The organism is Marinobacterium lutimaris (assembly GCF_900108065.1).
GTDB lineage: Bacteria > Pseudomonadota > Gammaproteobacteria > Pseudomonadales > Balneatricaceae > Marinobacterium_D > Marinobacterium_D lutimaris.
In genome coordinates, this window is sequence record NZ_FNVQ01000002.1 from 830,470 (window position 1) to 851,970 (window position 21,501).

The 21,501-nt window shown below is 59.3% G+C and carries 22 protein-coding genes and 1 riboswitch; of the genes, 7 read left to right on the plus strand and 15 right to left on the minus strand.

Features of this window, described 5'->3' with window-relative positions; translation table 11 throughout:
- Positions 1–2: 2 nt before the first annotated feature.
- From C4S72_RS14215 to C4S72_RS14270, 12 genes are all read right to left on the minus strand, one after another.
- On the minus strand, positions 3–1,421 hold the full coding sequence (locus tag C4S72_RS14215) for an amidase (RefSeq protein WP_104003798.1): 1,419 nt from the start codon (positions 1,419–1,421) through the stop codon (positions 3–5).
- Positions 1,418–2,692, minus strand: a complete 1,275-nt coding sequence (locus C4S72_RS14220) for a Zn-dependent hydrolase (protein ID WP_235009149.1) — start codon at positions 2,690–2,692, stop codon at positions 1,418–1,420. Before C4S72_RS14220 ends, C4S72_RS14215 begins: the two co-directional genes overlap by 4 nt.
- A gap of 21 nt (positions 2,693–2,713) precedes the next feature.
- Positions 2,714–3,406, minus strand: coding sequence for an ABC transporter ATP-binding protein (locus C4S72_RS14225; RefSeq protein ID WP_104003799.1), 693 nt, complete (start codon positions 3,404–3,406; stop codon positions 2,714–2,716).
- On the minus strand, positions 3,403–4,158 hold the full coding sequence (locus C4S72_RS14230) for an ABC transporter ATP-binding protein (protein WP_104003800.1): 756 nt from the start codon (positions 4,156–4,158) through the stop codon (positions 3,403–3,405). Before C4S72_RS14230 ends, C4S72_RS14225 begins: the two co-directional genes overlap by 4 nt.
- Positions 4,158–5,168: a branched-chain amino acid ABC transporter permease gene (locus tag C4S72_RS14235; protein ID WP_104003801.1), complete on the minus strand. Its 1,011-nt coding sequence runs from the start codon at positions 5,166–5,168 to the stop codon at positions 4,158–4,160. The genes C4S72_RS14230 and C4S72_RS14235 overlap by 1 nt, the downstream gene beginning before the upstream one ends.
- Positions 5,168–6,025: a branched-chain amino acid ABC transporter permease gene (locus tag C4S72_RS14240; RefSeq protein WP_104003802.1), complete on the minus strand. Its 858-nt coding sequence runs from the start codon at positions 6,023–6,025 to the stop codon at positions 5,168–5,170. The genes C4S72_RS14235 and C4S72_RS14240 overlap by 1 nt, the downstream gene beginning before the upstream one ends.
- A 63-nt stretch (positions 6,026–6,088) precedes the next feature.
- The gene (locus tag C4S72_RS14245) at positions 6,089–7,276 is read right to left on the minus strand and encodes an ABC transporter substrate-binding protein (RefSeq protein WP_104003803.1); all 1,188 of its coding nucleotides are present in this window, start codon (positions 7,274–7,276) and stop codon (positions 6,089–6,091) included.
- Between the two features lie 98 nt (positions 7,277–7,374).
- A complete protein-coding gene (locus C4S72_RS14250; protein WP_104003804.1) occupies positions 7,375–8,121 on the minus strand; it encodes a FadR/GntR family transcriptional regulator in 747 nt (248 codons plus the stop codon).
- A gap of 259 nt (positions 8,122–8,380) precedes the next feature.
- Positions 8,381–9,049, minus strand: a complete 669-nt coding sequence (locus C4S72_RS14255) for an energy-coupling factor ABC transporter permease (protein ID WP_104003805.1) — start codon at positions 9,047–9,049, stop codon at positions 8,381–8,383.
- 86 nt (positions 9,050–9,135) lie between these two features.
- Positions 9,136–9,585 (minus strand): ribosomal protein S18-alanine N-acetyltransferase, encoded by a 450-nt coding sequence (gene rimI / locus C4S72_RS14260; RefSeq protein WP_104003806.1) that lies wholly within the window; start codon positions 9,583–9,585, stop codon positions 9,136–9,138.
- Complete coding sequence (locus C4S72_RS14265; protein WP_146071910.1) at positions 9,578–10,540, minus strand: uracil-DNA glycosylase family protein; 963 nt, start codon at positions 10,538–10,540, stop codon at positions 9,578–9,580. The genes rimI and C4S72_RS14265 overlap by 8 nt, the downstream gene beginning before the upstream one ends.
- A 13-nt stretch (positions 10,541–10,553) precedes the next feature.
- Complete coding sequence (locus C4S72_RS14270; RefSeq protein WP_104003808.1) at positions 10,554–12,095, minus strand: 2-isopropylmalate synthase; 1,542 nt, start codon at positions 12,093–12,095, stop codon at positions 10,554–10,556.
- A 181-nt stretch (positions 12,096–12,276) separates the two neighbouring features.
- Here C4S72_RS14270 and C4S72_RS14275 point away from each other — a divergent pair, with 181 nt between their 5' ends.
- Positions 12,277–13,431: a MalY/PatB family protein gene (locus C4S72_RS14275; RefSeq protein WP_104003809.1), complete on the plus strand. Its 1,155-nt coding sequence runs from the start codon at positions 12,277–12,279 to the stop codon at positions 13,429–13,431.
- 46 nt (positions 13,432–13,477) lie between these two features.
- Here C4S72_RS14275 and epmA read toward each other — a convergent pair whose 3' ends face one another.
- Complete coding sequence (gene epmA, locus C4S72_RS14280) at positions 13,478–14,449, minus strand: EF-P lysine aminoacylase EpmA (RefSeq protein ID WP_104003810.1); 972 nt, start codon at positions 14,447–14,449, stop codon at positions 13,478–13,480.
- 62 nt (positions 14,450–14,511) lie between these two features.
- Positions 14,512–14,588, minus strand: a riboswitch (cyclic di-GMP riboswitch).
- A gap of 212 nt (positions 14,589–14,800) precedes the next feature.
- Entirely contained in the window at positions 14,801–15,364 is a 564-nt protein-coding gene (gene efp / locus C4S72_RS14285) for an elongation factor P (RefSeq protein ID WP_104003811.1), read from the minus strand.
- 228 nt (positions 15,365–15,592) lie between these two features.
- Between efp and epmB the strand changes: the two genes are divergently transcribed.
- Together epmB and C4S72_RS14295 are read left to right on the plus strand one after the other, a co-directional pair.
- On the plus strand, positions 15,593–16,594 hold the full coding sequence (epmB, locus tag C4S72_RS14290) for an EF-P beta-lysylation protein EpmB (RefSeq protein ID WP_104003812.1): 1,002 nt from the start codon (positions 15,593–15,595) through the stop codon (positions 16,592–16,594).
- A 131-nt stretch (positions 16,595–16,725) separates the two neighbouring features.
- Positions 16,726–17,277 carry a hypothetical protein gene (locus C4S72_RS14295; protein WP_104003813.1) on the plus strand — a complete coding sequence of 184 codons (552 nt, stop codon included), beginning with the start codon at positions 16,726–16,728 and terminating at the stop codon, positions 17,275–17,277.
- 5 nt (positions 17,278–17,282) lie between these two features.
- Here C4S72_RS14295 and C4S72_RS14300 read toward each other — a convergent pair whose 3' ends face one another.
- Positions 17,283–17,603: a DUF1820 family protein gene (locus tag C4S72_RS14300; RefSeq protein ID WP_104003814.1), complete on the minus strand. Its 321-nt coding sequence runs from the start codon at positions 17,601–17,603 to the stop codon at positions 17,283–17,285.
- 173 nt (positions 17,604–17,776) lie between these two features.
- Here C4S72_RS14300 and miaB point away from each other — a divergent pair, with 173 nt between their 5' ends.
- The 4 genes from miaB to C4S72_RS14320 are packed head-to-tail and all read left to right on the plus strand — an operon-like array spanning position 17,777 to position 21,500.
- Positions 17,777–19,120, plus strand: a complete 1,344-nt coding sequence (gene miaB / locus C4S72_RS14305) for a tRNA (N6-isopentenyl adenosine(37)-C2)-methylthiotransferase MiaB (RefSeq protein ID WP_104003815.1) — start codon at positions 17,777–17,779, stop codon at positions 19,118–19,120.
- A gap of 49 nt (positions 19,121–19,169) precedes the next feature.
- Positions 19,170–20,180, plus strand: a complete 1,011-nt coding sequence (locus C4S72_RS14310; protein ID WP_104003816.1) for a PhoH family protein — start codon at positions 19,170–19,172, stop codon at positions 20,178–20,180.
- Entirely contained in the window at positions 20,180–20,638 is a 459-nt protein-coding gene (gene ybeY / locus C4S72_RS14315) for an rRNA maturation RNase YbeY (RefSeq protein ID WP_104003817.1), read from the plus strand. The genes C4S72_RS14310 and ybeY overlap by 1 nt, the downstream gene beginning before the upstream one ends.
- Positions 20,639–20,657: 19 nt before the next feature.
- Positions 20,658–21,500, plus strand: coding sequence for an HlyC/CorC family transporter (locus tag C4S72_RS14320; protein ID WP_104003818.1), 843 nt, complete (start codon positions 20,658–20,660; stop codon positions 21,498–21,500).
- The last annotated feature ends 1 nt before the right edge of the window (position 21,501 follow it).

Sequence of the window (21,501 nt, forward strand, 5' to 3'; positions counted from 1 at the left end):
TATCAGCCTCTGGATCCCGCTTTCGGGCGGCTCAGCCACTGCATCGGCAGCGCTCGCTCGAGACGACGGCAGGCGTTCAGCACCAGCGCATCAGCGCCCTTGGCGCCAACGATCTGCAGACCGACCGGCAAGCCATCCACCAGGCCGCAGGGTGAGGTGGATGCAGGCTGCTGCGTCAGGTTGAACGGGTAGGAGAACGGCGTCCACTCCATCCAGTATTTCTGACTGTCGTCGGTGGTATCCCGGCCCGCGTCGAAGGCGGTGATCGGCAGAGTCGGCGTCACCAGCAGGTCGTACTGCTGATGGAACTCGCCCATCTTGATGCCCAGGGCAGCTCGCGCATCGACCGCTTTCATATAATCGACGATATCGATCTTCATGCCCTGTTCTCCGATGGCGCGAAAGCCCGGGTCGAGAAGATCCCGCTGCGCCTCGCTCATACCGCTGACCACCTTACCGGCACCGGCAAACCAGAGTGTGGAGAACATCTCCAGCGGATCGCTGAAACCGGGATCCACCTCTTCCACCTCGGCACCCAGTTCGATCAGCGTGGCCACCGCCCGGTCGACACAGGCGCGCACACCCGGATCCACATTCACGTAGCCCAGGGTCGGGCTGTAGGCGACCTTCAGCCCTTCCAGCGGGCGGTCGAGAATATCGATCCAGTAACCGTCAAATTTGCGGTCGGAGTACCAGTCGCGGTGATCCGGCTGCGCCACCGCATCCATCATCAACAGGCTGTCTTCAACGGTGCGGGTCATGGGACCTAAGTGAGACAGCGTCGTCATGGCGCTGGCCGGCCACTGCGGGATGTAACCGAAGGTGGGCTTGATACCGAATACGCCACAAAAGCCGCCGGGAATACGGATAGAACCGCCGGCATCGCTGCCCTGGTGTAGCACCCCCATGTTCAGCGCCGCTGCCGCCGCGGCACCGCCGGAGGAGCCGCCCGCGGTTTTTCCGGTATCCCAGGGGTTGCGGGTCACACCGGTGGCACGGCTGTCGGTGACGCCCTTCCAGCCAAACTCCGGTGTAGTGGTTTTACCCAGGATCACGGCGCCGGCCTCGCGCATGCGGGCACTGAACGGCGCATCCTCGGTGGCCAGCTCATCGGTGCTGGTCAGGGAGCCGCTGCGGATCGGCATGCCGGCCACTTTGGTCAGATCCTTGATCGACGAGGGCACACCATCGATGGGCCCCAGCGCTTCACCCTTGAGCCAGCGCTGCTCCGAGGCCTTGGCGCTTTCCAGGGCTGATTCCTCGGCCACATGGCAATAGGCATTCACTTCGCTGTTGCAGGCTTCAATCCGCGCCAGCGCCGCACGGGTGGCGTCCAGCGGAGAGAGTTCGCCAAGACGGTAGAGACGCCCCAGCTCCATAGCTGTCAGGTCGGCGATCTCTTCGTATCCGTTGTTGCTCATTTGGCCTCCTCAATGCCTGCCGCATTCACCAGCGCAGTCAGCAGCACCGATGCACCGGCCGCCAGATCATCGGCGTCCGCGCGTTCCATCTCGTTATGGCTGATACCGCCCTCGCAGGGTACGAAGATCATCCCGGCGGGTGCTTTCTCCGCCAGGAAGATGGCGTCATGACCTGCGCCACTGACGATATCCATATGCCCGTAGCCCAGCGCTGCTGCCGCATCACGTACGTAGGAAACGCAGTTATCCGCAAAATAGAGCGGCGCAAAATCGGCCGTGGGCGTCAGGCTAACCTGAACGCCATGCAACGCTTCGAGCTCGGCGATTTTCGCTTTCAGCCCGCTCACCATGGCATCCAGCGCATCCGCTTCCAGGTGGCGGAAGTCGACGGTCATGTTGACCTGGCCGGGAATCACGTTACGTGAGCCGGGGAACAGATCCAGGCAGCCTACGGTCCCGCGTCCATGAGGTGCGTGTTCCAAAGCAGTGCGGTTCACGAAGGTGATCAACTCAGCCGCCACCAGGCCCGCATCGTGGCGCAGTGACATAGGCGTGGGCCCAGCATGGGATTCAACCCCCTGGATGCTGAGATCAAACCACTTCTGGCCGAGGGCGCCGATCACCACACCGATGGTTTTCTCGGCATCTTCCAGCACCGGGCCCTGCTCGATATGAGCCTCAAAGTACGCACCCACCTGATGGCCGGGTACCGACTTTTCGCCGGCGAAGCCGATCTTGGTCAGCGCTTCACCCACAGAGATGCCCTCGGCATCGCGGATCGCCAGGGTCGGCTCCAGCTCAAACTCACCGGTGAACACGCCAGAACCCATCATGCAGGGCGGAAAACGGCAGCCCTCTTCGTTGGTCCAGGCGACCACTTCCACCGGCGCCTGGGTTTTGATGCCGAGATCGTTCATGCGGCGGATCGATTCCAGGCCAGCCATGACGCCAAAGCAACCATCAAACTTGCCGCCGGTGGGCTGGGTATCGATGTGGCTACCGGTCATCACCGGCGGCAGCGAGTTATCCACACCCGGGCGGCGTACAAAGATGTTGCCGATCTGGTCGATGGAAACCTCGCAACCGGCCTCCTTGCCCCAGCTGATAAAGAGTTCACGTACCTGGCGGTCCAGGTCGGTGAGCGCTTGGCGATTGAGCCCGCCTTTGTCGGTTTCGCCGATCTTTCCCTGTTCCATCAGACTGTTCCAGAGACGATCGCGGTCTACGGTCAGGAGCCCATCCAGCGGCATCCCTTGAGTTTTCATATCCATTATCTTGTCCTGTTTGTCGCGTTAAACCGCCAGGTAGCGATCCTTGACCGCCTGCTCCTGCCGGAACTGCTCGCCGGTGCCGCTATAAACCACCTGGCCCTGTTCGATGACGTAATGTCGATCTGCCAGCTTTTCACACACCGCCAGGTTCTGTTCCACCAGCAGTACCGATACGCCGGCCTCGCGGATTTTGCCGAGAATGCGCACGATCTCGTCGACGATCACCGGCGCCAGGCCCTCGGTGGGCTCATCCAGCAGCAGCAGTTTGGGGTCGTTCACCAGTGCCCGGGCGATGGCCAGCATCTGCTGTTCACCACCGGAGAGCGCATTGCCGCCGTTTTTGCGGCGCTCATAAAGGCGCGGGAACATTTCGTACACATCGCTGAGGCTCCAGCGGCTGCTGGCACGCACGGCGATAGCCAGGTTCTCTTCGACGCTGAGCAGACCGAAGATGCCGCGATGCTCGGGCACCAGTGACACGCCGCGGCGAGCGATCTCGAACACCTCTTTGCCGATCAGCTCTTCGCCATCAAAAACGATGGAGCCCTCAGCCGGGCGCACGATGCCGGCGATACTGCGCAGCGTTGTGGTCTTGCCGGCGCCGTTACGCCCCAGCAGCGTGACCAGCTCCCCCGGGTTAACCTCGAGGGAGACACCTTCGAGCACATGGCTTTTGCCGTAGTAGGAATGAATCCTGTTGATTTCGAGCTTCATGACCCGCTCTCCCCCAGATAGGCTTTCTTGACCCGCTCATCGCCGCGCACCTCTTCAGGCTCACCCTCGATCAGGATGTTGCCCTGGTGCATGACGGTGATACGGTCCGAGATCGACATCACCAGCTTCATGTTGTGCTCGATCAGCATCACGGTGTGGTCCTTGCCGAGCTCGGAGATCAGCTTCGTCATCACCGGAATATCGTCCACCCCCATGCCGGAGGTTGGCTCGTCGAGCAGCAGCAGCTCGGGGTCGCTGCACAGTGACATGCCTACTTCGAGTACCCGCTGCTGACCGTGAGAGAGATCCCCCGCATCGGTATTCGCCAGGTGCGTTAGCTTGATCCGCTCCAGTACCTCATCGGCTTTCTCCAGGTGCTTGGATCTGTGCGTATCTGAGTACCAGAACGCCAGCGCTCCCAGCCCATCACGGCCCTGGGCGGCAAGACGCAGGTTCTCGCGCACGCTCAGGTTCTGGAACAGGCTGGTGATCTGGAACGAGCGCGACATGCCGGAGGAAACCCGCTTGTGCGCCGGCTGGCGCGTCAGGTCCTTGCCATCAAAACGGATCTTGCCGCTGGAGGGACGACGCTCACCGGTGAGGCAGTGAAACAGGGTTGTCTTGCCCGCACCGTTGGGGCCGATCACGGTATGGATGGTGCCGCGACGGATCTTCAGATCCACGCTACCCAGCGCGGCAAAGGCGCCGTAACGCAGGCCAAGCTGTTCGGTTTCGAGAATGTAATCGCTCATCACTTCGCCTCCGCTTCTTTAGCCGCTTTTTCAGAGCCGCCGCTACGGCGCTCTTTCCAGCGTTTGATCAGCGACTCAACGCCTCCCCAGAGACCGGACGGCATGAACAGCACCACGGCGATCAGGGCGATACCCAGGATGATCATCCAGCGCGGCCAGACCGAAGAGAGCAGATCGCCGAGCATGACGATGGAACCTGCACCCAGCAGCGAGCCCAGCAGCGAACCGGTGCCACCGATGATCGTCATGATCAGGATGTTCTCGGACATCAGCAGCTCAATGTTGGAGAGCGGCGCGAAGTTAAGCAGCATGGCGTAGAGCGCACCGGCGATACCGGTGATACCGCCCGAAATAACGAACGCCAGCAGCTTGAAGTGGTTGGTGGAGAAACCCACTGCAGAAGCGCGGCCTTCGTTCTCGCGAATCGCCACCAGCGTGGTGCCAAAGGGTGAATGGATCACCCGGCGGGCAAACACGAAGATCAGCATGAACATCACCGCCACGAAGGTGTAGAAGGCGTAGCTCGAGGTCAGGTCCGATATTTCAAAGCCGAACAGCGTCAGCGGCGGACGCGGTACATCCAGCAGACCGTTATCACCGCCGGTCCAGTCACTCAGCGTGTAGGCCAGGAAGTAGGCCATCTGTGTGAACGCCAGCGTCAGCATGACAAAGTAGATACCGGTACGACGGATCGCCAGCAGACCCACCAGCGCCGCCAGCGCAGCACCGGCAATCATCGCTGCGAACAGCGCACCGAGCAGACCAAAACCGAGATGGATCATGGTCAGCGAGGCCACATAGGCGCCACCGCCAAAGAAGATTGCCTGACCGAATGACAGCAGGCCGGTGTAACCCAGCAGCAGGTTACAGCCCAGGGCCGCCAGGGCGAAGATCAGGATTTCGGTCGCCAGCGTCGCCGACGGCAGCAGCAGCGGCATCAGCACCACCGCAGCGAGGGCCGCCAGGGTAACGCCACTGAAGATGGAGGCTTGTTTCTTGGATCTATTCATTACGCCCTCCCGAACAGACCGTAAGGTCTCAGCAGAATCACCACCGCCATGGCGCCATAGATCATCAGGCTCGCACCCTGGGGCCATATGGTGGTCATCATGCTCTGCACCAGACCAACCAGCAGACCGCCCACCAGCGCACCGCTGAAGGAGCCCATACCGCCGATCACCACGACCACGAAGGCAAGACCGAGCACCTCAGGTCCGATAAACGGATGCACGCCTCGGATCGGCGCCGCCAGCACACCGGCAAGACCTGCAAGGCCGACACCCAGCGCGAAGGTCAGTGCGAACAGCTTGTGAATATGGGTGCCCAGCAGCGACACGGTTTCGGCGTCTTCACTACCGGCACGTACCAAAGCGCCGAAGCGGGTGCGCTCAAGCAGCAGCCACAGGCCCACCGCGATCACCGCGGTGAACAGAATCACGAACAGGCGGTACTTGGGATAGAAGAAGTCGCCCATGCGGAACACGCCGCTCAGCGCTTCGGGCACAGCCACGGTTTTACCGATCGGCCCCCAGACAGCGATGCTCAGCTCCTGGATGATCAGTGCGATCCCCAGCGTAATCAGGATGTGGAACGTATGCGGCAGGTGGTAGGCACGACGGATCAGCGTCTTTTCCGTTACCCAGGCCAGCATCGCCACGGCCACCGGCGCCACCACCAGCGCCAGCCAGAAATTGCCGGTCAGCGAGACCAGCGTAAAACAGAGGTAGGACCCCAGCAGGTAATAGGCACCGTGGGCGAAGTTCACGAAGTTCAACAAGCCGAAGATAATCGTCAGACCGACCGAAATCAGGAAGTAGATCATCCCCAGCCCGATGCCGTTCAGCGCCTGAAATAGATACAGACTCATCGGGTTTGCTCCTGCAACAGAGAAGGTAGTCGCGCCCGGCCGCGGCCGGGCGCGTTAAGCGGCTTAGCTACGCGTGCAATCCAGTGAGGATTCGTCCGGGAAGGACTCGCCGGAGCTGATGATCTCGGCAAAGTCGTCTTCGTCCTGCATCTCGGATGCAGCTTTGCCTTCCAGCAGGTAGTAGTCTTTCAGCACCTGGTGATCCGCCGCACGTACTGTTTCTTCACCGGTCGGGCCCTGGTAGACGCTGCCTTCCAGCGCCTTGGCCACGGCTGCACCATCGGTGCTGCCCGCTTTGGCGATCGCATCGAGAATTACCTTGGTACCGATGTAATCGGCGGCCATCGGGTAGTTTGGCGCCATGTCGTAGGCTTCACGAACGCGTTTCACCAGTTCGTTGTTCATCGGTGTATCCACGGTGTGCCAGTACTGAGCACCGAAGTAGACACCCTCTGCCACATCCGGGCCGAGCTCCTGCAGCTGATCCAGACCGGAAGACCAGGCCACCAGGATCTTCATCTCGTTTTTCAGACCGAAGTTAACCGCCTGGCGCAGCGCGTTGCTGGACTGACCGCCGAAGTTGAGCAGCAGCAGGACATCGGGCTTGGCCGCCATGGCGTTGGTCAGGTAGCCGGAGAACTCCTGCTCCTGCAGCGAGTGGTAGCTATTACCCACGTGCTCGACACCTTGCGCTGCAAACACCTCTTTGGCGTTTTCCAGCAGTGCTTCACCGAATACATATTGCGGCGTGATGGTGTACCAACGCTTCCACTCCGGATGCGCCTTGATCAGCGGCTCAACAGTTTCGTGGATCGCACCGTAAGTGGGTACTGACCAACGGAAGGTCGCCATGTTGCAGTCGGTACCGGTGAGTTCATCGGCACCGGCCGGGGTCATGAAGACACCGCCCGCCTTATCAACCTCTTTACCGATCGCCAGTGCGGTAGAAGAGAGAGTCGCGCCGTTAAAGAACAGAGCCCCGTCCTGGCTGATCGCTTCCTGCACCTTGCGCACCGCCTTGCCGGCGTTACCTTCGGTGTCGATCGCTTCGTACTTAACCGGGCTACCCAGCAGGTCGCCGTATTCCTCGACCGCCAGCTTAGATCCCATATCGGCGAACTTGCCGTAGCTGGCGAAGGAACCCGAGAGGGATTTCACGCCGTAAATGGTGACTTCCTCAGCTGAGCAAACCGCTGTCGTAGCTGAAAGTACGGCTACCGATAGAAGCTTTTTCCATGTTGTCACTTGCATTCTGTTTACCTCTTTTTCGGGCTTTTAATGTGTTGTTATTTTTCGCTTTGAGGTTGGGCACTGGCGATCCTGTGGGCAGGATCTGATTGTTATCGGTGTTACATTTTTCGGGAGATCTGGCCGTCAAGCGCGACAAAGTGCTCTTCGGCTTCGCACATGTGTTCGCCCATCAGGCGACGCACAGCAGCCTCATCCGCATTGCGGTAGGCCGTTACCAGCTCCACGTGGTAATCCACGTTTGAGCGGGTGAATTCGTAGGCATCGATCTGGTAGGACTTTTTCAGCACCACCAGATCGCGCAGGGTTTCGTTGAGAAAGCGACCGATAAATCCGAGCACCGGGTTCGGGCAGGCATCCGCCAGTACGTTGTGAAACTCCAGCTCGGCGATACGCTGCTCGCGCTGCTCCTCTTCGGAAACCGGCGGTTCGCTGCAGGCGCGGATATATTCATCCAGCAGTTCGAACTCTCGCTCCTTGAGATGCCCCACCACCGACACGGCCAGCTCGACCTCGATCAGCTTGCGCATCTGGTACACCTGTTCCGCCGACAGGTGCTTGAAGTAGAGGTAGTTGCGCAGCGCCTTGCTGGCAGGCTCAGTGCCCACCTCCGAAAGCCAGGCACCGCCGCCAGGACCCGGGCGGGTCCAGATCAGCCCCTCGACCTCCAGCGCCTTCTGCGCCTCGCGCACCGTTCCCTTGGAACAGCCGAACTCTTCGATCAGCTCTTTCTCGCTCGGCAGGCGATCACCCGGCAGCAGTTTTTCCGCCACAATCATCGCCTTCACCTCATCAACGATCAGGTCGGACAGTTTCTGCTTGCGTCTTCTTTTGATAGGTCCGGCCATCTGCGCTCCTGAATTCAGGCAATTAATATAAATAATTATGATTAATTATTAGAGCCTGAAAAAACGGCAGTCAAGCTGCCGTCTCTGTAAGTTCAGATCGAGTATCCATAACCGGGGCAGGGAAATAAACAGTGCAGAGCTAAACTTTATTCCAGCATTTGCTCAACAATAAAACGTACTCACTACAGTCTGGATGTAAGTAAGAGCACTGGACTTTACGAGGCACGTTAACGGTTTTTAGCCGAAGAAGAACACAGAATCACTGTTCATCGATATAGCGACGGGCATCGAAGGTCCGGATCCAGTCGGGGTGAAACACCATCATACCGGTCATGATGATGCCGTTAAGCAGACCTTCCGGGAACATGATCAACGGCAGATAGCGCACATATTCGTGGTAGATCTTGCTCCAGGGATAGACATCCGCGAGCCAGAGCAGCGAGCCAATAGACAGGCCTCCGGCGGCGGCGGAAAGCCCACCACCGAGAAAGGCGCAGAGAAACAGGTAAACGAAAAAGTTACGCGGCAGCTTCGCTTCGACGACGCGCAAAACCGTCAGACTGACCAACGAGGGTATAACGACCCAGCAGAGCCCGTTCAACGGTAGATCCTGCCCGGCTTCGCGACCGATCAGGGTCAGGCCGATCAGCGCCGCACTGCCGGCGCAGATCGCCAGGTCCCAACCGAACATCAGTGTCAGCGTGGTCATGCCGACGAAATGGATCGACAGCCCTGGCGACAACCCGGCACGCAGCGTCCACATCAACATCAGCACCACCGCCGCACCGAACAGCAGGTGCTGGATCCCCCTCTCCCGCTTGAGCACACTCCAAGGCAGCCGCCAGAGCGCGAATGCCATAATGCCGGTATAGATCAGTGCGGAGATGCCCAGCCAGATTCCGGACACCAGTCCTTCGTTTGGGGTCATTGGCCGATTTCCAGTGCGCGAGTAAGGAAGTTACGTCTAGTGTAAGACATTGGATTGGCGTGGCCTGGCAATACCACTGATCCAGATCAATCCAGATAGCGGCTAAAGAGCAGCGCATCCTCGCTGCCCTCTTCATCGTTGTAATAGTTGCGCCGGCGACCCGTCTGCTGCCAGCCGCAGCGCTGATAGAGATGCTGAGCCACATGGTTGGATTCGCGCACCTCCAGGTGAAAGGAAGCAACCCCTTCCGCTTCCAGCAGGGCTTGCCCCTTTTCCAGCATGGCGGTCGCCCGTCCTTCGCCCTGGTGTGCCGGATCCACACCGATACGTAGTAACTCCGCCTCGTCCAGCACTACGCCAAAGAGAAGGAAACCCAGCGGCCGACCATCCAGATCCTGTAGCCAGCAACGGAAACGTTTGGGGTTTGAAAGCATGCCGTGCCACTGTTTTTCAGACCAGGCTTCATGAAAGCTGCGGTCATCCAGTTTATGGATAGCCTCAAGGTCGGCCAGACTGGCCCGGCGCAGTTCAACCATGAGTCGCTTTGCTCAATAGCGGCTGGAGATCGCGCCAGATATCCGCCTTCATTTCGGGTACCTGTAACGCCTCACTGAGGCTGTGACTGGCGACACAGGCAATACCAGCCTGCAGCGTAAAGCGGATGCCACGCAGTGCGTCCAGCTCCTCTTCTCGCCCCAGCAGCCACTGCGCTGCGCTTTCACCAAACAGCAGCGCCCGGGTGACCGGTTTGACTGACAGGGTGTACTCAAGCTTGCGCGCCACCGCCTTGGCCAGTTCGTCCGGGCCTTGATTCAGGGAGGCACCGGCCAGAACAGGCCAGGAGAGAATAGCTGCGTCACTGGCCGCTTCGTTCTGCCCCAGCGAGGCGAGAATACCCTGCAGCAGGCGCTGATGCTGACGACCGAAGCCCTGACGCCCGGCGGGCGGCAGGCTATCCACAATCAACAGATCACCCGCCAGCATGAACGCCAGCTTCACCCGAGGCGCTTCCACACGCGGGCCGGAGCGCGGTGTCACGGAAACCTTATCCGCCTCATCGGACTGCGCGCCCTGCTGAGCCGCTTTGGGCTTGGGCCTGCTGGCCGATTTGGGATCGGAGGGAAGCTCCAGCTCCAGTGACGCACGGGCAGCAGCTCGCGCATCCTGGTTAGCCGGCGTGACGGAGGGCGCCACCGGTGCCGCCGGCGCGGACTCTGTTGCGGAAACGGATGCGGGCGCAGGCTTGGCCGTATCCAGTGTGGCGATCGCTTCCCTGGCGCTCTGGGCAGCAGGCTGCTGATCCAGATCCAGATCGATATCATCCGCTCCCCAGGCATCATCCTGGCCATGGACGAACCCGGCCACCCAGTCAGCAGACGCCGCCGCCCCCGGTAGTTCGGTGCGCGGCAGCCAACTGGTGATGCCTATGGCGCTTAGATAATCGTGGCGCTGCTGTTCCTGCTGAAATCTCTGCTGCTGGGTAGAACTCACAAACAACTAACCTTCACACCTGCGGATGTGCTTTCTGGATATTGGCATCAAGCATGTTCAGAGCATGCAGGTAGGCTTTACCTGAGGCAATGATGATATCGGTATCGGCGCCCAGGCCATTAACGATACGGCCGCCCTTTTCAAGACGCACGGTCACTTCGCCCTGGGAATCGGTGCCTTCGGTCACCGCGTTTACCGAGTAGATCAGCAGGCTGGCGCCAGACTTGGCCACCTGCTCAATCGCCTTGAAGGTCGCATCCACAGGGCCGCTGCCTTCGGACTCTGCAGCGTACTCTTCGCCATCGATCATCACCTTGATACTCGCCACCGGCGTCTCGCCGGTCTGGGAGGTGACGCTGAGGCTAGTGAGACGATACTTCTCGCTGGCGGCCTCGGCGCGGGCGTCGCTGACCAGCGCCATCAGATCCTCATCGAAGATCTCATGCTTTTTGTCCGCCAGTTCCTTGAAGCGGGTAAAGGCGGTGTTGAGCTCAGCATCGGTAGCAAAGGTGGTACCCAGCTCTTCCAGACGGGCGCGGAACGCAGCACGGCCTGAGTGCTTCCCCAGCACCATGCGGTTAGTGCCCCAACCTACATCCTGTGCGGTCATGATCTCGTAGGTTTCACGATGCTTTAGCACGCCATCCTGGTGAATACCGGACTCATGCGCAAAAGCGTTGGCACCCACAATCGCCTTGTTCGGTTGCACCGGGAAGCCGGTGACGCTGGAGACCAGGCGCGATGCCGCAACGATCTGGGTGGTGTCGATAGCGGTTTCCAGACCAAGCATATCCTTACGGGTACGCAGCGCCATGACGATCTCTTCCAGCGCGGCGTTACCGGCACGCTCGCCCAGACCATTGATGGTGCACTCCACCTGACGCGCGCCGGCACTTACCGCCGCCAGGGAGTTGGCCACCGCCAGACCCAGGTCGTTATGGCAATGAACGGAGAAGATCGCCTTGTCGGCGTTGGGAATACGCTGGATCAGTTCGCCGATGCGCTGACCGAACTCTTCCGGCACCGCATAACCCACGGTATCCGGGATATTGATGGTGCGCGCACCAGCATCGATCACCTGTTCGATGATGCGACACATGAAATCCATCTCGGAGCGGCTGGCGTCTTCGAGCGAGAACTCAACGTCGTCGATCAGGCCGCGGGCTCGCTTCACCGCACGTACGGCGTTTTCAACCACCTGATCCGGCTCCATCTGCAGCTTGTACTTCATATGGATCGGCGAGGTGGCGATAAAGGTGTGAATACGACCGGAGTTAGCGTCGCGCAACGCTTCACCGGCACGATCGATATCACCATCCAGCGCGCGGGACAGGGAGCAGACGGTGCTGTCCTTGATGGTACGGGCGATCGCCTGTACCGATTCGAAGTCGCCAACACTGGCGATCGCAAAACCCGCTTCGATTACATCGACACGCATCCGCTCCAACTGCCGGGCAATGCGTAGCTTTTCATCACGGGTCATCGATGCGCCCGGGCTCTGTTCGCCGTCACGCAGAGTGGTATCAAAAACTATGACTCGATCCTGGCTACTCATGCTGTTCTCCGAATTCCTGGACGTGGGCGTCCGATAACGATCAGGGCTATAGTATACAGCCCATGGCAGGGGGATGCGGCGCTAATATAGCGCCTGAATCACCGCTTTAACACCCGCTGCTGCGAACCATTTTTCCAGGACCATCCTGGGCCAACACTCACCAGCTAAGTGAAGGGGAAACATGGCTCCAACCGATTTCGACCGCCTGATCGACCGCCGCGATACGGCAAGCCAGAAGTGGGAAAAATACCGTGATCAGGAGATTCTGCCGATGTGGGTCGCGGATACGGATTTCATGGCGCCAGCGGCCGTGCTTGAGGCTCTGCATGAGCGCGTCGACCACGGCGTATTCGGCTACACCAATACGCCTGCTGTACTGAATGAGCAGGTGTGCGAGCGGCTGCAAAGGCTCTACAACTGGTCGGTCAGTTCCGATGAACTGGTCTGGCTGCCGGGGCTGGTGTGCGGTCTGCATCTGGCCTGTCGCACAGCCGCAGGGCCAGGCGAAGCGGTCATGTCGCCGCAGCCGATCTACCCCCCGTTCATGTCGGCGCCAAGGCTTTCCGAGCGGGAGCTGATCACCCTGCCGATGACTCATGTCGAGGGCCGCATGCGCATCGACTTCGATGCCCTGGAGCAGGCGATCACCGCGCAGACCCGGCTATTGCTGTTCTGCAACCCACATAATCCGGGCGGCACCGTTTACCGTCGCGAAGAGCTGGAGCAGCTGGCCGAGATTCTGATCCGCCATGATCTGCTGGTCTGCTCCGACGAGATCCACTGCGACCTGATCCTGGAGCCGGGCCTGACTCATATCCCATTGGCTTCGCTGAATGACGAGATCGCCGCGCGCACCATCACGCTGATGGCGCCCAGCAAAACCTACAACATCGCGGGGCTTGGCTGCTCCTTTGCGGTAATCCAGGAACCACAATTGCGTCGCCGCTTCCAACGCGCCCGTAAGGGCATAGTGCCCGACGTCAATCTGATGGGTTACACCGCTGCCCAGGCGGCCTACGCCGATGGCGATGAGTGGAACCGCGCCCAGCTGGACTACCTGCGTGAGAACCGCGATTACCTGATTGAGCAGATCAACGCCCTGCCCGGCCTGAAGCTGAACAATATAGAGGCGACCTACCTGGCCTGGATCGACGTTAGCGGTGCAAAACTGGAAAACCCGGCCTACTTCTTTGAGCAGGCCGGCGTCGGCATGTCGCCAGGACGGGACTTTGGTGACGACCGCTATATGCGCTTGAACTTTGGCTGCCCAAGGGCTCGACTCGAAGAAGCGGTGGAGCGGATCCGCCGCGCCTTGCTGAATTCCTTGCCGGCTTAAGCGTTAAGGCTTTTCAGTGTTAAAGCCTTGAGCGCGACCTGAGCCTTCAGGCGCGCTCAAAGCTGAACGGAATTACCTCGTCGATGCGCGCAGCATTCAGCGCCAGCATCGCCAGGCGATCAAACCCCAGCGCCACTCCGGCACAGTCCGGCATCCCCGCTTCCAGCGCGCTGACCAGGCGATGTTCCAGAGGACGCTCCGGCAACCCGAGCGCATTGCGTTTCTGCTGATCCAGTTCCAGTCGACGCGCCTGTTCCGGTGCATCGGTCAGTTCCTGGTAGCCGTTCGCCAGCTCGATTCCGCGGACGAAAAGCTCAAACCGGGTCGCCACCGGCGTGCCGGTTTCATCCTCGACCACCTGCGCCAGCGCCGCCTGGGTCGCCGGGAAACTGTGCACAAATACCGGCGCCTGCAGACGCGGCTCGATCACTTCGGACATCAGCAGGTTAAGCCAGGTATCCCGATCGTCATCTTCAAACGGCGCATCCACATGCTGACGGCAAAGCGCAGCCAGCTCGTCCACTGTTGCTACATGAGTATCCACGCCAAGCTCACGCAGGAACAGGTCGCGATAACCGATCCGCTCTGCCGCAAAACCCGGTATCGCCTCGGTCACCAACGCTTCGACCTCGTCCATCAGCGCCTGTGCATTCCAGCCCGGCCGGTACCACTCCAGCATGGTGAATTCCGGGTTATGGCGGCTGCCGCTCTCACCGTTACGGAACACCTTGCCAAGCTGATAGATTGCGCCAGCGCCTGCCGACAGCAAACGCTTCATGGCATATTCGGGAGAGGTCTGCAGGTAAAGAGACACACCTTCCTGACCCGGCGCGGGCCGGTAGGTGGCTTCGATGGAATCGATAAAGGGATCACTGACGGCGCAATGTGAAAGCAACTGGGTATCTACTTCCATGACATCGCGCTGGTAGAAAAACTCACGCACAAGGCGTAGCAGTTGGGCACGCGCCCGAAGACGCTCGATTGACGCACCGGGGCGCCAGTCTTCAATAGCAATCATTGAGGAACTAACATTTGGAAACCCATAGAAGAAGAGCAGAGTGCGATGGGGTGAATCTCTCTTTCGGTAGCCCGGCGGTCTAATCCGATTAAACCCGTGGCTTTGCGCGCCCGGTAAACCGGGTTTGCCTTTTCGAGAGAGACTCGTTCGCTGGAATGCGGAAACGATATTTGGGTGACGGGCAGGTTGGGCGACCTGTTCCGTCTATCGATATCCGTAAAGACATGCTAGCAACAAAAAATCGCCGATGCCATCCCCTGCGGAACGATTAATCTCTATTCAGCCAGAATCCAGCGCCTCAAGGCTTCTGGATCTAACGCCGGCCCCGCTACACGGGGCCGGTGAGGTCGATCAGGCGCGGCTGACGTATTCGCCGGTACGGGTATCGATCTTGAGGGTTTCACCCCGTTCGATGAACAGCGGTACACGCACCATGGCGCCGGTGCTCAGGGTTGCAGGCTTGGAACCGCCCTGAGCAGTATCACCCTTGAGACCCGGATCGGTTTCAACCACTTCCAGCTCAACGAAGTTCGGCGGAGTCACGGCGATAGGGTTGTCGTTCCACAGGGTGACCATGCACTTGTCAGTCTCTTTCAGCCACTTGCCGGCATCGCCAACAGCGTTGGCATCGGCAGCGAACTGTTCGAAGCTGCTCGGCTCCATGAAGTGCCACATTTCACCGTCGCTGTAGAGGTATTCCATGTCACGATCCATGACATCGGCGCTTTCGACAGATTCGTTGGACTTGAAGGTACGTTCCCAGATACGGCCGGTCAGCAGGTTACGCAGGCGCACACGGGTGAATGCCTGACCCTTGCCCGGTTTAACGAAATCAACATCGACCATGGAGCAAGGATCGCCTTCGATCATCACCTTGAGGCCGTTTTTGAACTGGTTGCTGGAATAAGTTGCCATTGGATGGGTCCGCTTTATGTAAGGAAGCCCCGAACGCTCAAAACGCCCCAGACTTGAAAACTTGCAAACACGCCGGAAAAGCCGGCATAAAAAGTGCGCTAAAGTTTACAGGGGAGGCTCACGGCAAGTCCACTGGCAAGCTTTGATAGCCTGTGCACTGCTTGATACCGGGATGCCAACTTGGGCAGAATGCCGCTCTGACATCCATCCCCGTTGAAGAACCGATACATGACCTCATGCTGGCCCGCCGCCGATGCCTGGCAACAGTCGTTGCGCAACGTCATTACCGACCCCAATGAACTGCTGGCAAAACTGGCGCTCCCCGTGCACCTCGGCGACACCTCAGCCCAGGCGCAATTTTCGCTGCGCGTACCCAGAGAATTGGTGGCCCGCATCCACCCCGGGGATGCCCAAGACCCCATTCTGCTGCAGGTGCTGCCACAGCAGCGTGAAATGACACCGGTAACAGGATTCAGCGCCGACCCGCTGGCGGAGATGGGGTCCAACCCGGTTCCTGGCGTTGTCCATAAGTATCGCGACCGGGTGCTGCTGATCGGCAGCGGCGGCTGCGCCATCAACTGCCGCTACTGCTTCCGCCGTCACTTTCCCTACCAGGACAACCAACTCAGCGGCGAGCAGTGGCAGCAAGCACTTGACTACATTGACACTCACCCTGAGCTGGAAGAAGCAATCCTCTCCGGCGGCGATCCGCTGGTGACACCGGACAGCCGCCTGCAGCGCATGATCGCGGATCTGGCCCAGCGTCCACAGCTGAAGCGACTGCGGGTGCATACGCGCCTGCCGATCGTGATTCCCGACCGGGTGACCGAAGGGCTGGTCAAGGCAATGACCGCTACCCGCTTGAAGCCGGTACTGGTGCTGCACTGCAACCACCCTCAGGAAGTCGATGCCAGCGTCCGCGACGCGATTTCGCGACTTATTCAGGCTGGCATCACCGTACTGAACCAGGCGGTTCTACTGCGAGGAATCAACGAAACTGTCGAAACGCAAAAAGCGCTGAGCGAAACCCTTTTCGACTGCGGAGTGCTACCCTACTATCTGTTTGTACTCGACCCGGTGGCAGGCGCTGCGCATTTCGATGTAAGCGATGCTGAAGCGAAGCAACTGCTGGCGGAACTTCAGGCGTGCCTGCCCGGTTATCTGGTGCCACGATTAGCCCGTGAGATTCCCGGAAAACCGTCAAAAACATTATTAATGCCAGGCCGTTGAGCACTTATTATTAAACGGATGTTTGCAGCCGCCCCTGAAGTTTTATACAACACGCATATGGATATGCATCCGCCCAGAAAAGCTGTCCTCTGGGCACGACACTAAATACCCAAAAGGCCCGGAGCCCGTTAATGAAACCTCAGAATAACTCCCGCCGGAGCACCGTTCGCTTTGCCATTCCTGTTGTCGGCGCCATGTTACTGGCCGCCTGTGCCGAAAAGCCTCAACCGGTCGTGCAACAGCCGCCGCCAAAAATCGTAGAGCCGCTGCCCGTTCTGGTAATCAATGGTATGCATCCGGGAACACCGGAAAAAAACAAGATCGTCGCCGCCCATATCGACTTCAGTAACGGCACAAAAAACACGCTTGAATATGTGATGTTTAAAACCACCGCTTATACCCACGGTGGCGAAGTGGTGAAATCGAAGAAAAGCGGCCGCGATCACGCCTGGCTGCGTGTCGCTGGGCCGTTTTCTCCGGGTGAAGGCAGCGGCGACAAGCGCTGGGACAAGGTGTGGCAGAACGATAAAATCGCCTGCTTCCGCATCGACGGTGCCGAAGTCATCGATATCCAGGGTGTTGTAGAGTATTACAAGGCCGACCAGATCCAGCTGTCACCGGCGGTTGCGGCTCTGGGCCTATGTGGCGGCGCCGTCGGCCAGAATAACCTGGCCGCGCAGTAAACCGTTTATTGGCGCTTGGGCGGGATGGTCGGAAAGGCCGTCACCGTCCCCTTGGCATCGCTGATCTTGGCGGTGCCTTCCTGACGCACCTCGTCGATGCGAATGATCGCCTGCATCGGCACCAGTGAACGCTTCACATCGGCAAACTGCTGCTTCAGTTTCTCTTCACCCGGGTCGACCAGCAGTTCGGAACGGGAACCGAAGATAAATCCCTCCAGCTCGACAAATCCCCACATATCGCTCGGATAAACATGCCGTACGTAAAGCTCGTAAACCTTGTCCTGGTTCAGAAAGGCAACACGGTAAATAGGGTCTTCACTGGCCATGGCCTGAAGTGTCTCCTGCGTAATTAAAATCCTGCCTCGAATATAGGGTCATAGCGACCGAAAACAAGGCTCACCCGGGGCGTTTCCACTGTTCAATTTCTGGTCTGCGGCTATGCTCTCACGTATAATGTGCGGTCCTTAATTCTATACCCTCCCGAAGTAACAGGTGATTCATGGCGAAAAAGCTGTTTATCAAGACACATGGCTGTCAGATGAACGAATACGACTCGGCCCGCATGGCGGATCTTCTCGGCGAGAGCCATGCGCTCGAACTGACCGATGATCAGGACGCTGCCGACGTACTGCTGCTGAACACCTGTTCCATCCGGGAAAAGGCTCAGGAGAAGGTGTTCCATCAGCTGGGCCGCTGGCGCAAGCTGAAAGAGCAGCGCCCTGACCTGGTGATCGGTGTCGGTGGTTGTGTCGCTTCCCAGGAAGGCTCCGCCATCCTCGACCGCGCGCCTTACGTGGATATGATTTTCGGCCCGCAGACCCTGCACCGCCTGCCGGATATGATCAACGAACGCCAGAACGGCGGTTCTGTCGGCATCGTCGATGTCAGCTTCCCGGAGATCGAAAAATTCGACCACCTGCCCGCCCCGAAGGTGGAAGGCGCCGAGGCGTTCGTCTCCGTCATGGAAGGCTGCAGCAAGTACTGCACATTCTGCGTCGTGCCTTACACACGTGGTGAAGAGGTGAGCCGCCCGCTGGATGACGTAATCGCCGAGTGCGTCGAACTGGCCGAACAGGGTGTCCGTGAGGTCAACCTGCTGGGCCAGAACGTCAACGCTTACCGCGGCGCCACCTCCGATGGCGATGTGGCAGACCTGGCGGAGCTGATCCGCACCGTCGCCAGCATCGACGGCATCGACCGTATCCGTTTCACCACCAGCCACCCGGTGGAGTTCAGCGACTCGCTGATCGAGGTATACGGCGAAGTCCCCGAACTGGTCAGCCACCTGCACCTGCCGGTACAGAGCGGTTCTGACCAGGTACTGATGGCGATGAAGCGTGGCCATACCGCACTGGAGTACAAATCGAAGCTGCGTCGTATCAAGAAACTGCGCCCGGATATCAGCTTCTCCTCCGACTTCATCATCGGCTTCCCCGGCGAGACCGACCGTGACTTCGAGCAGACCATGAACCTGATCGCCGACGTGGGCTTCGACGCCTCGTTCAGCTTTATCTACAGTCGCCGTCCGGGCACGCCGGCCGCGGATCTGCCGGATGATGTCTCCGAAGAGACCAAGAAGGCACGCCTGAAGATTCTGCAGGACCGCATCACCGCCCAGGCGATGCAGATCAGCCGCCGCATGGTCGATTCGACCCAGCGCATCCTGGTCAACGGCTACTCGAAGAAGGATCCGGGCCAGCTGTCCGGACGCACCGAAAACAACCGCGTGGTCAACTTCCGCTGCGACAACCCGGACCTGATCGGCCACTTTGCCGACGTGAAGATCGTCCAGGCCTATGCCAATTCCCTGCTGGGTGAACTGGTATCTTCAGAGCTCGATTGAGCCCAGAAGCACACCAAGCACACAAACAGATTACGACTGATAGCGACTTATGACTGATAGCGACGACGCACCGGCCCTTCCCTCCATGAAGCTACACCTGGAGCCGGAAAACCCGGAAGCCCTGGCCAATCTCTGCGGCCAGTTCGACGAGCACCTGAAACTGATTGAACAGCGCCTGGGTGTTGAGATCCGCAACCGCGGCAGTGCTTTCCAACTGCTCGGCGATCTCGAACTGATCCGCGCCGTTAGCGACATTCTGCAGCAGCTCTACGCCGACGCCGTCAAAGGCGAGACGATCACGCCAGAGCGCGTGCATCTGAACCTGCAGCAAGCGGGTATCGAGCAGCTGCAGAGCGAACTGCTGAGAGAGGACAAAGAGGTCAGCATCCGTACCCGCAAGATGCTGATCCGCCCTCGTGGTGAAAACCAGCAGAAATACGTGCGCTCCATCCATCAGCACGATGTGAACTTCGGTATCGGCCCCGCCGGTACCGGCAAGACCTACCTGGCCGTAGCCTGCGCCGTGGAAGCGCTGGAGCGTGAAGAGGTCAGCCGCATCCTGCTGGTACGTCCGGCGGTGGAAGCTGGCGAGAAACTGGGCTTCCTGCCCGGTGACCTGGCACAGAAGGTAGACCCTTACCTGCGCCCGCTGTACGACGCACTCTACGAGATGATCGGCTTTGAGAAGGTCGCCAAGCTGATCGAGAAGAACGTGATTGAGGTCGCTCCCCTGGCCTACATGCGCGGGCGCACCCTGAACGGCTCCTTCGTGATTCTGGATGAAAGCCAGAACACCACCCGAGAGCAGATGAAGATGTTCCTGACCCGTATCGGTTTTGGCTCCACTGCCGTCATTACCGGCGATGTCACCCAGGTTGACCTGCCCAAGGGCACCCGGTCCGGTCTGCTGCACGCCATGGAGGTGCTCAAGGGCGTCAAGGGGATCGGCTTTACCCACTTCACCGCCCGCGACGTAGTGCGCCACCCGCTGGTTCAGCATATCGTGCAGGCCTATGAAAGCTTCGAGAAGCGGGAAAATGCCCGTAAGGACGAGCACTGATGAACTACAGCGTCGACCTGCAGATCGATGTGGATAACGCCGACCTGCCATCCGCAGAAAGCATCGAGCGCTGGGTCACTACAGCGCTGGAAGGACGCAGGGATCGTGGCGAAATCTGCATCCGTATCGTCACCCCTGAAGAGAGCCAGACGCTGAACCGCGAATACCGCGGCAAGGACAAGCCAACCAACGTGCTCTCTTTCCCGTTCGAGGTTCCGCCCGGCATTCCCATGGATCTGCTGGGCGATCTGGCGATCTGTGCCGAGGTGGTCGCAGAGGAAGCTGTGGAGCAGGAAAAATCGCTCGAAGATCATTGGGCGCATATGGTGATTCACGGCACCTTGCATCTGCTCGGTTTCGATCATATAAATGACGACGAAGCCGAAGAGATGGAAGCGCTGGAACGCGATCTGCTCGCCCGGCTTGGCATCAGCGACCCTTATGCCGAACCTAATTGAACGTCCCTAGAGGAACAAAATGAGCGAAGATCGATCGGGAAGCTCGTCAAAAAGCTGGTTGGAAAAGCTGACCAACGCTTTTTCTGACGAACCCCGGACCCGGGCTGATGTCCTGGAAGTGCTTTATGAAGCCGGCGAAGAGGGCATCCTCGACCAAGATGCGGTGAGCATCGTTGAAGGTGCCATGCAGGTATCCGACATGCAGGTGCGCGATGTGATGATCCCGCGCTCACAGATGTCGGTGGTGCACATCGACCAGTCCCCCCGCGATTTCATGCCCCTGATCATCTCCAGCGCTCATTCCCGCTTCCCTGTCTGCGGCGAGAACCCTGACGAGATTGTTGGCGTTCTGCTGGCCAAGGACCTGCTGCCCTACCTGCTCGAAGGACGCCTCGACGAGTTCGACCTGAGCACCTGCATCCGTAAAGCCACCATGATCCCCGAGAGCAAGCGCCTTAACGTGCTGCTGAAGGAGTTCCGCGGCACCCGTAACCATATGGCGGTCGTGGTCGACGAGTACGGCGGTATCGCCGGCCTGATCACCATCGAAGATGTGCTTGAGCAGATCGTCGGCGAGATCGAGGATGAACACGACGCCGATGATGACGAGGGCAACATCAAGGCGTTTGACGATGACGGCTATATCGTCAAGGCTCTGACCCCGATCGAGGATTTTAACGAATACTTCGATGTGGGCTTCCCCGATAACGAGTTCGATACCATCGGCGGTATCGTGACCCAGCACTTCGGCCACCTGCCGGACAAGGATGAGTGTGTTGAGTTTGACGGCTTCAGCTTCAAGGTGCTGAGTTCCGACAACCGCCGCATCCGTCTGCTGCAGGTCAACCGCAACAAAGACTGAG

Excerpts from the sequence above, each read along its gene's own strand:
- rimI (WP_104003806.1), bottom strand. The coding sequence starts at position 9,585 with ATGGTTGAACTGCGCCGGGCCAGTCTGGCCGACCTTGAGGCTATCCAT.
- C4S72_RS14300 (WP_104003814.1), bottom strand. The coding sequence starts at position 17,603 with ATGGCCAGTGAAGACCCTATTTACCGTGTTGCCTTTCTGAACCAGGAC.
- C4S72_RS14250 (WP_104003804.1), bottom strand. The coding sequence starts at position 8,121 with ATGGCCGGACCTATCAAAAGAAGACGCAAGCAGAAACTGTCCGACCTG.
- C4S72_RS14240 (WP_104003802.1), bottom strand. The coding sequence starts at position 6,025 with ATGAGTCTGTATCTATTTCAGGCGCTGAACGGCATCGGGCTGGGGATG.
- C4S72_RS14230 (WP_104003800.1), bottom strand. The coding sequence starts at position 4,158 with ATGAGCGATTACATTCTCGAAACCGAACAGCTTGGCCTGCGTTACGGC.
- C4S72_RS14320 (WP_104003818.1), top strand. The coding sequence starts at position 20,658 with ATGAGCGAAGATCGATCGGGAAGCTCGTCAAAAAGCTGGTTGGAAAAG.
- C4S72_RS14310 (WP_104003816.1), top strand. The coding sequence starts at position 19,170 with ATGACTGATAGCGACGACGCACCGGCCCTTCCCTCCATGAAGCTACAC.
- C4S72_RS14215 (WP_104003798.1), bottom strand. The coding sequence starts at position 1,421 with ATGAGCAACAACGGATACGAAGAGATCGCCGACCTGACAGCTATGGAG.
- epmA (WP_104003810.1), bottom strand. The coding sequence starts at position 14,449 with ATGATTGCTATTGAAGACTGGCGCCCCGGTGCGTCAATCGAGCGTCTT.
- ybeY (WP_104003817.1), top strand. The coding sequence starts at position 20,180 with ATGAACTACAGCGTCGACCTGCAGATCGATGTGGATAACGCCGACCTG.
- efp (WP_104003811.1), bottom strand. The coding sequence starts at position 15,364 with ATGGCAACTTATTCCAGCAACCAGTTCAAAAACGGCCTCAAGGTGATG.
- C4S72_RS14225 (WP_104003799.1), bottom strand. The coding sequence starts at position 3,406 with ATGAAGCTCGAAATCAACAGGATTCATTCCTACTACGGCAAAAGCCAT.
- C4S72_RS14235 (WP_104003801.1), bottom strand. The coding sequence starts at position 5,168 with ATGAATAGATCCAAGAAACAAGCCTCCATCTTCAGTGGCGTTACCCTG.
- C4S72_RS14220 (WP_235009149.1), bottom strand. The coding sequence starts at position 2,692 with ATGGATATGAAAACTCAAGGGATGCCGCTGGATGGGCTCCTGACCGTA.
- C4S72_RS14255 (WP_104003805.1), bottom strand. The coding sequence starts at position 9,049 with ATGACCCCAAACGAAGGACTGGTGTCCGGAATCTGGCTGGGCATCTCC.
- C4S72_RS14245 (WP_104003803.1), bottom strand. The coding sequence starts at position 7,276 with ATGCAAGTGACAACATGGAAAAAGCTTCTATCGGTAGCCGTACTTTCA.
- epmB (WP_104003812.1), top strand. The coding sequence starts at position 15,593 with ATGACCTCATGCTGGCCCGCCGCCGATGCCTGGCAACAGTCGTTGCGC.
- C4S72_RS14270 (WP_104003808.1), bottom strand. The coding sequence starts at position 12,095 with ATGAGTAGCCAGGATCGAGTCATAGTTTTTGATACCACTCTGCGTGAC.
- miaB (WP_104003815.1), top strand. The coding sequence starts at position 17,777 with ATGGCGAAAAAGCTGTTTATCAAGACACATGGCTGTCAGATGAACGAA.
- C4S72_RS14295 (WP_104003813.1), top strand. The coding sequence starts at position 16,726 with ATGAAACCTCAGAATAACTCCCGCCGGAGCACCGTTCGCTTTGCCATT.
- C4S72_RS14275 (WP_104003809.1), top strand. The coding sequence starts at position 12,277 with ATGGCTCCAACCGATTTCGACCGCCTGATCGACCGCCGCGATACGGCA.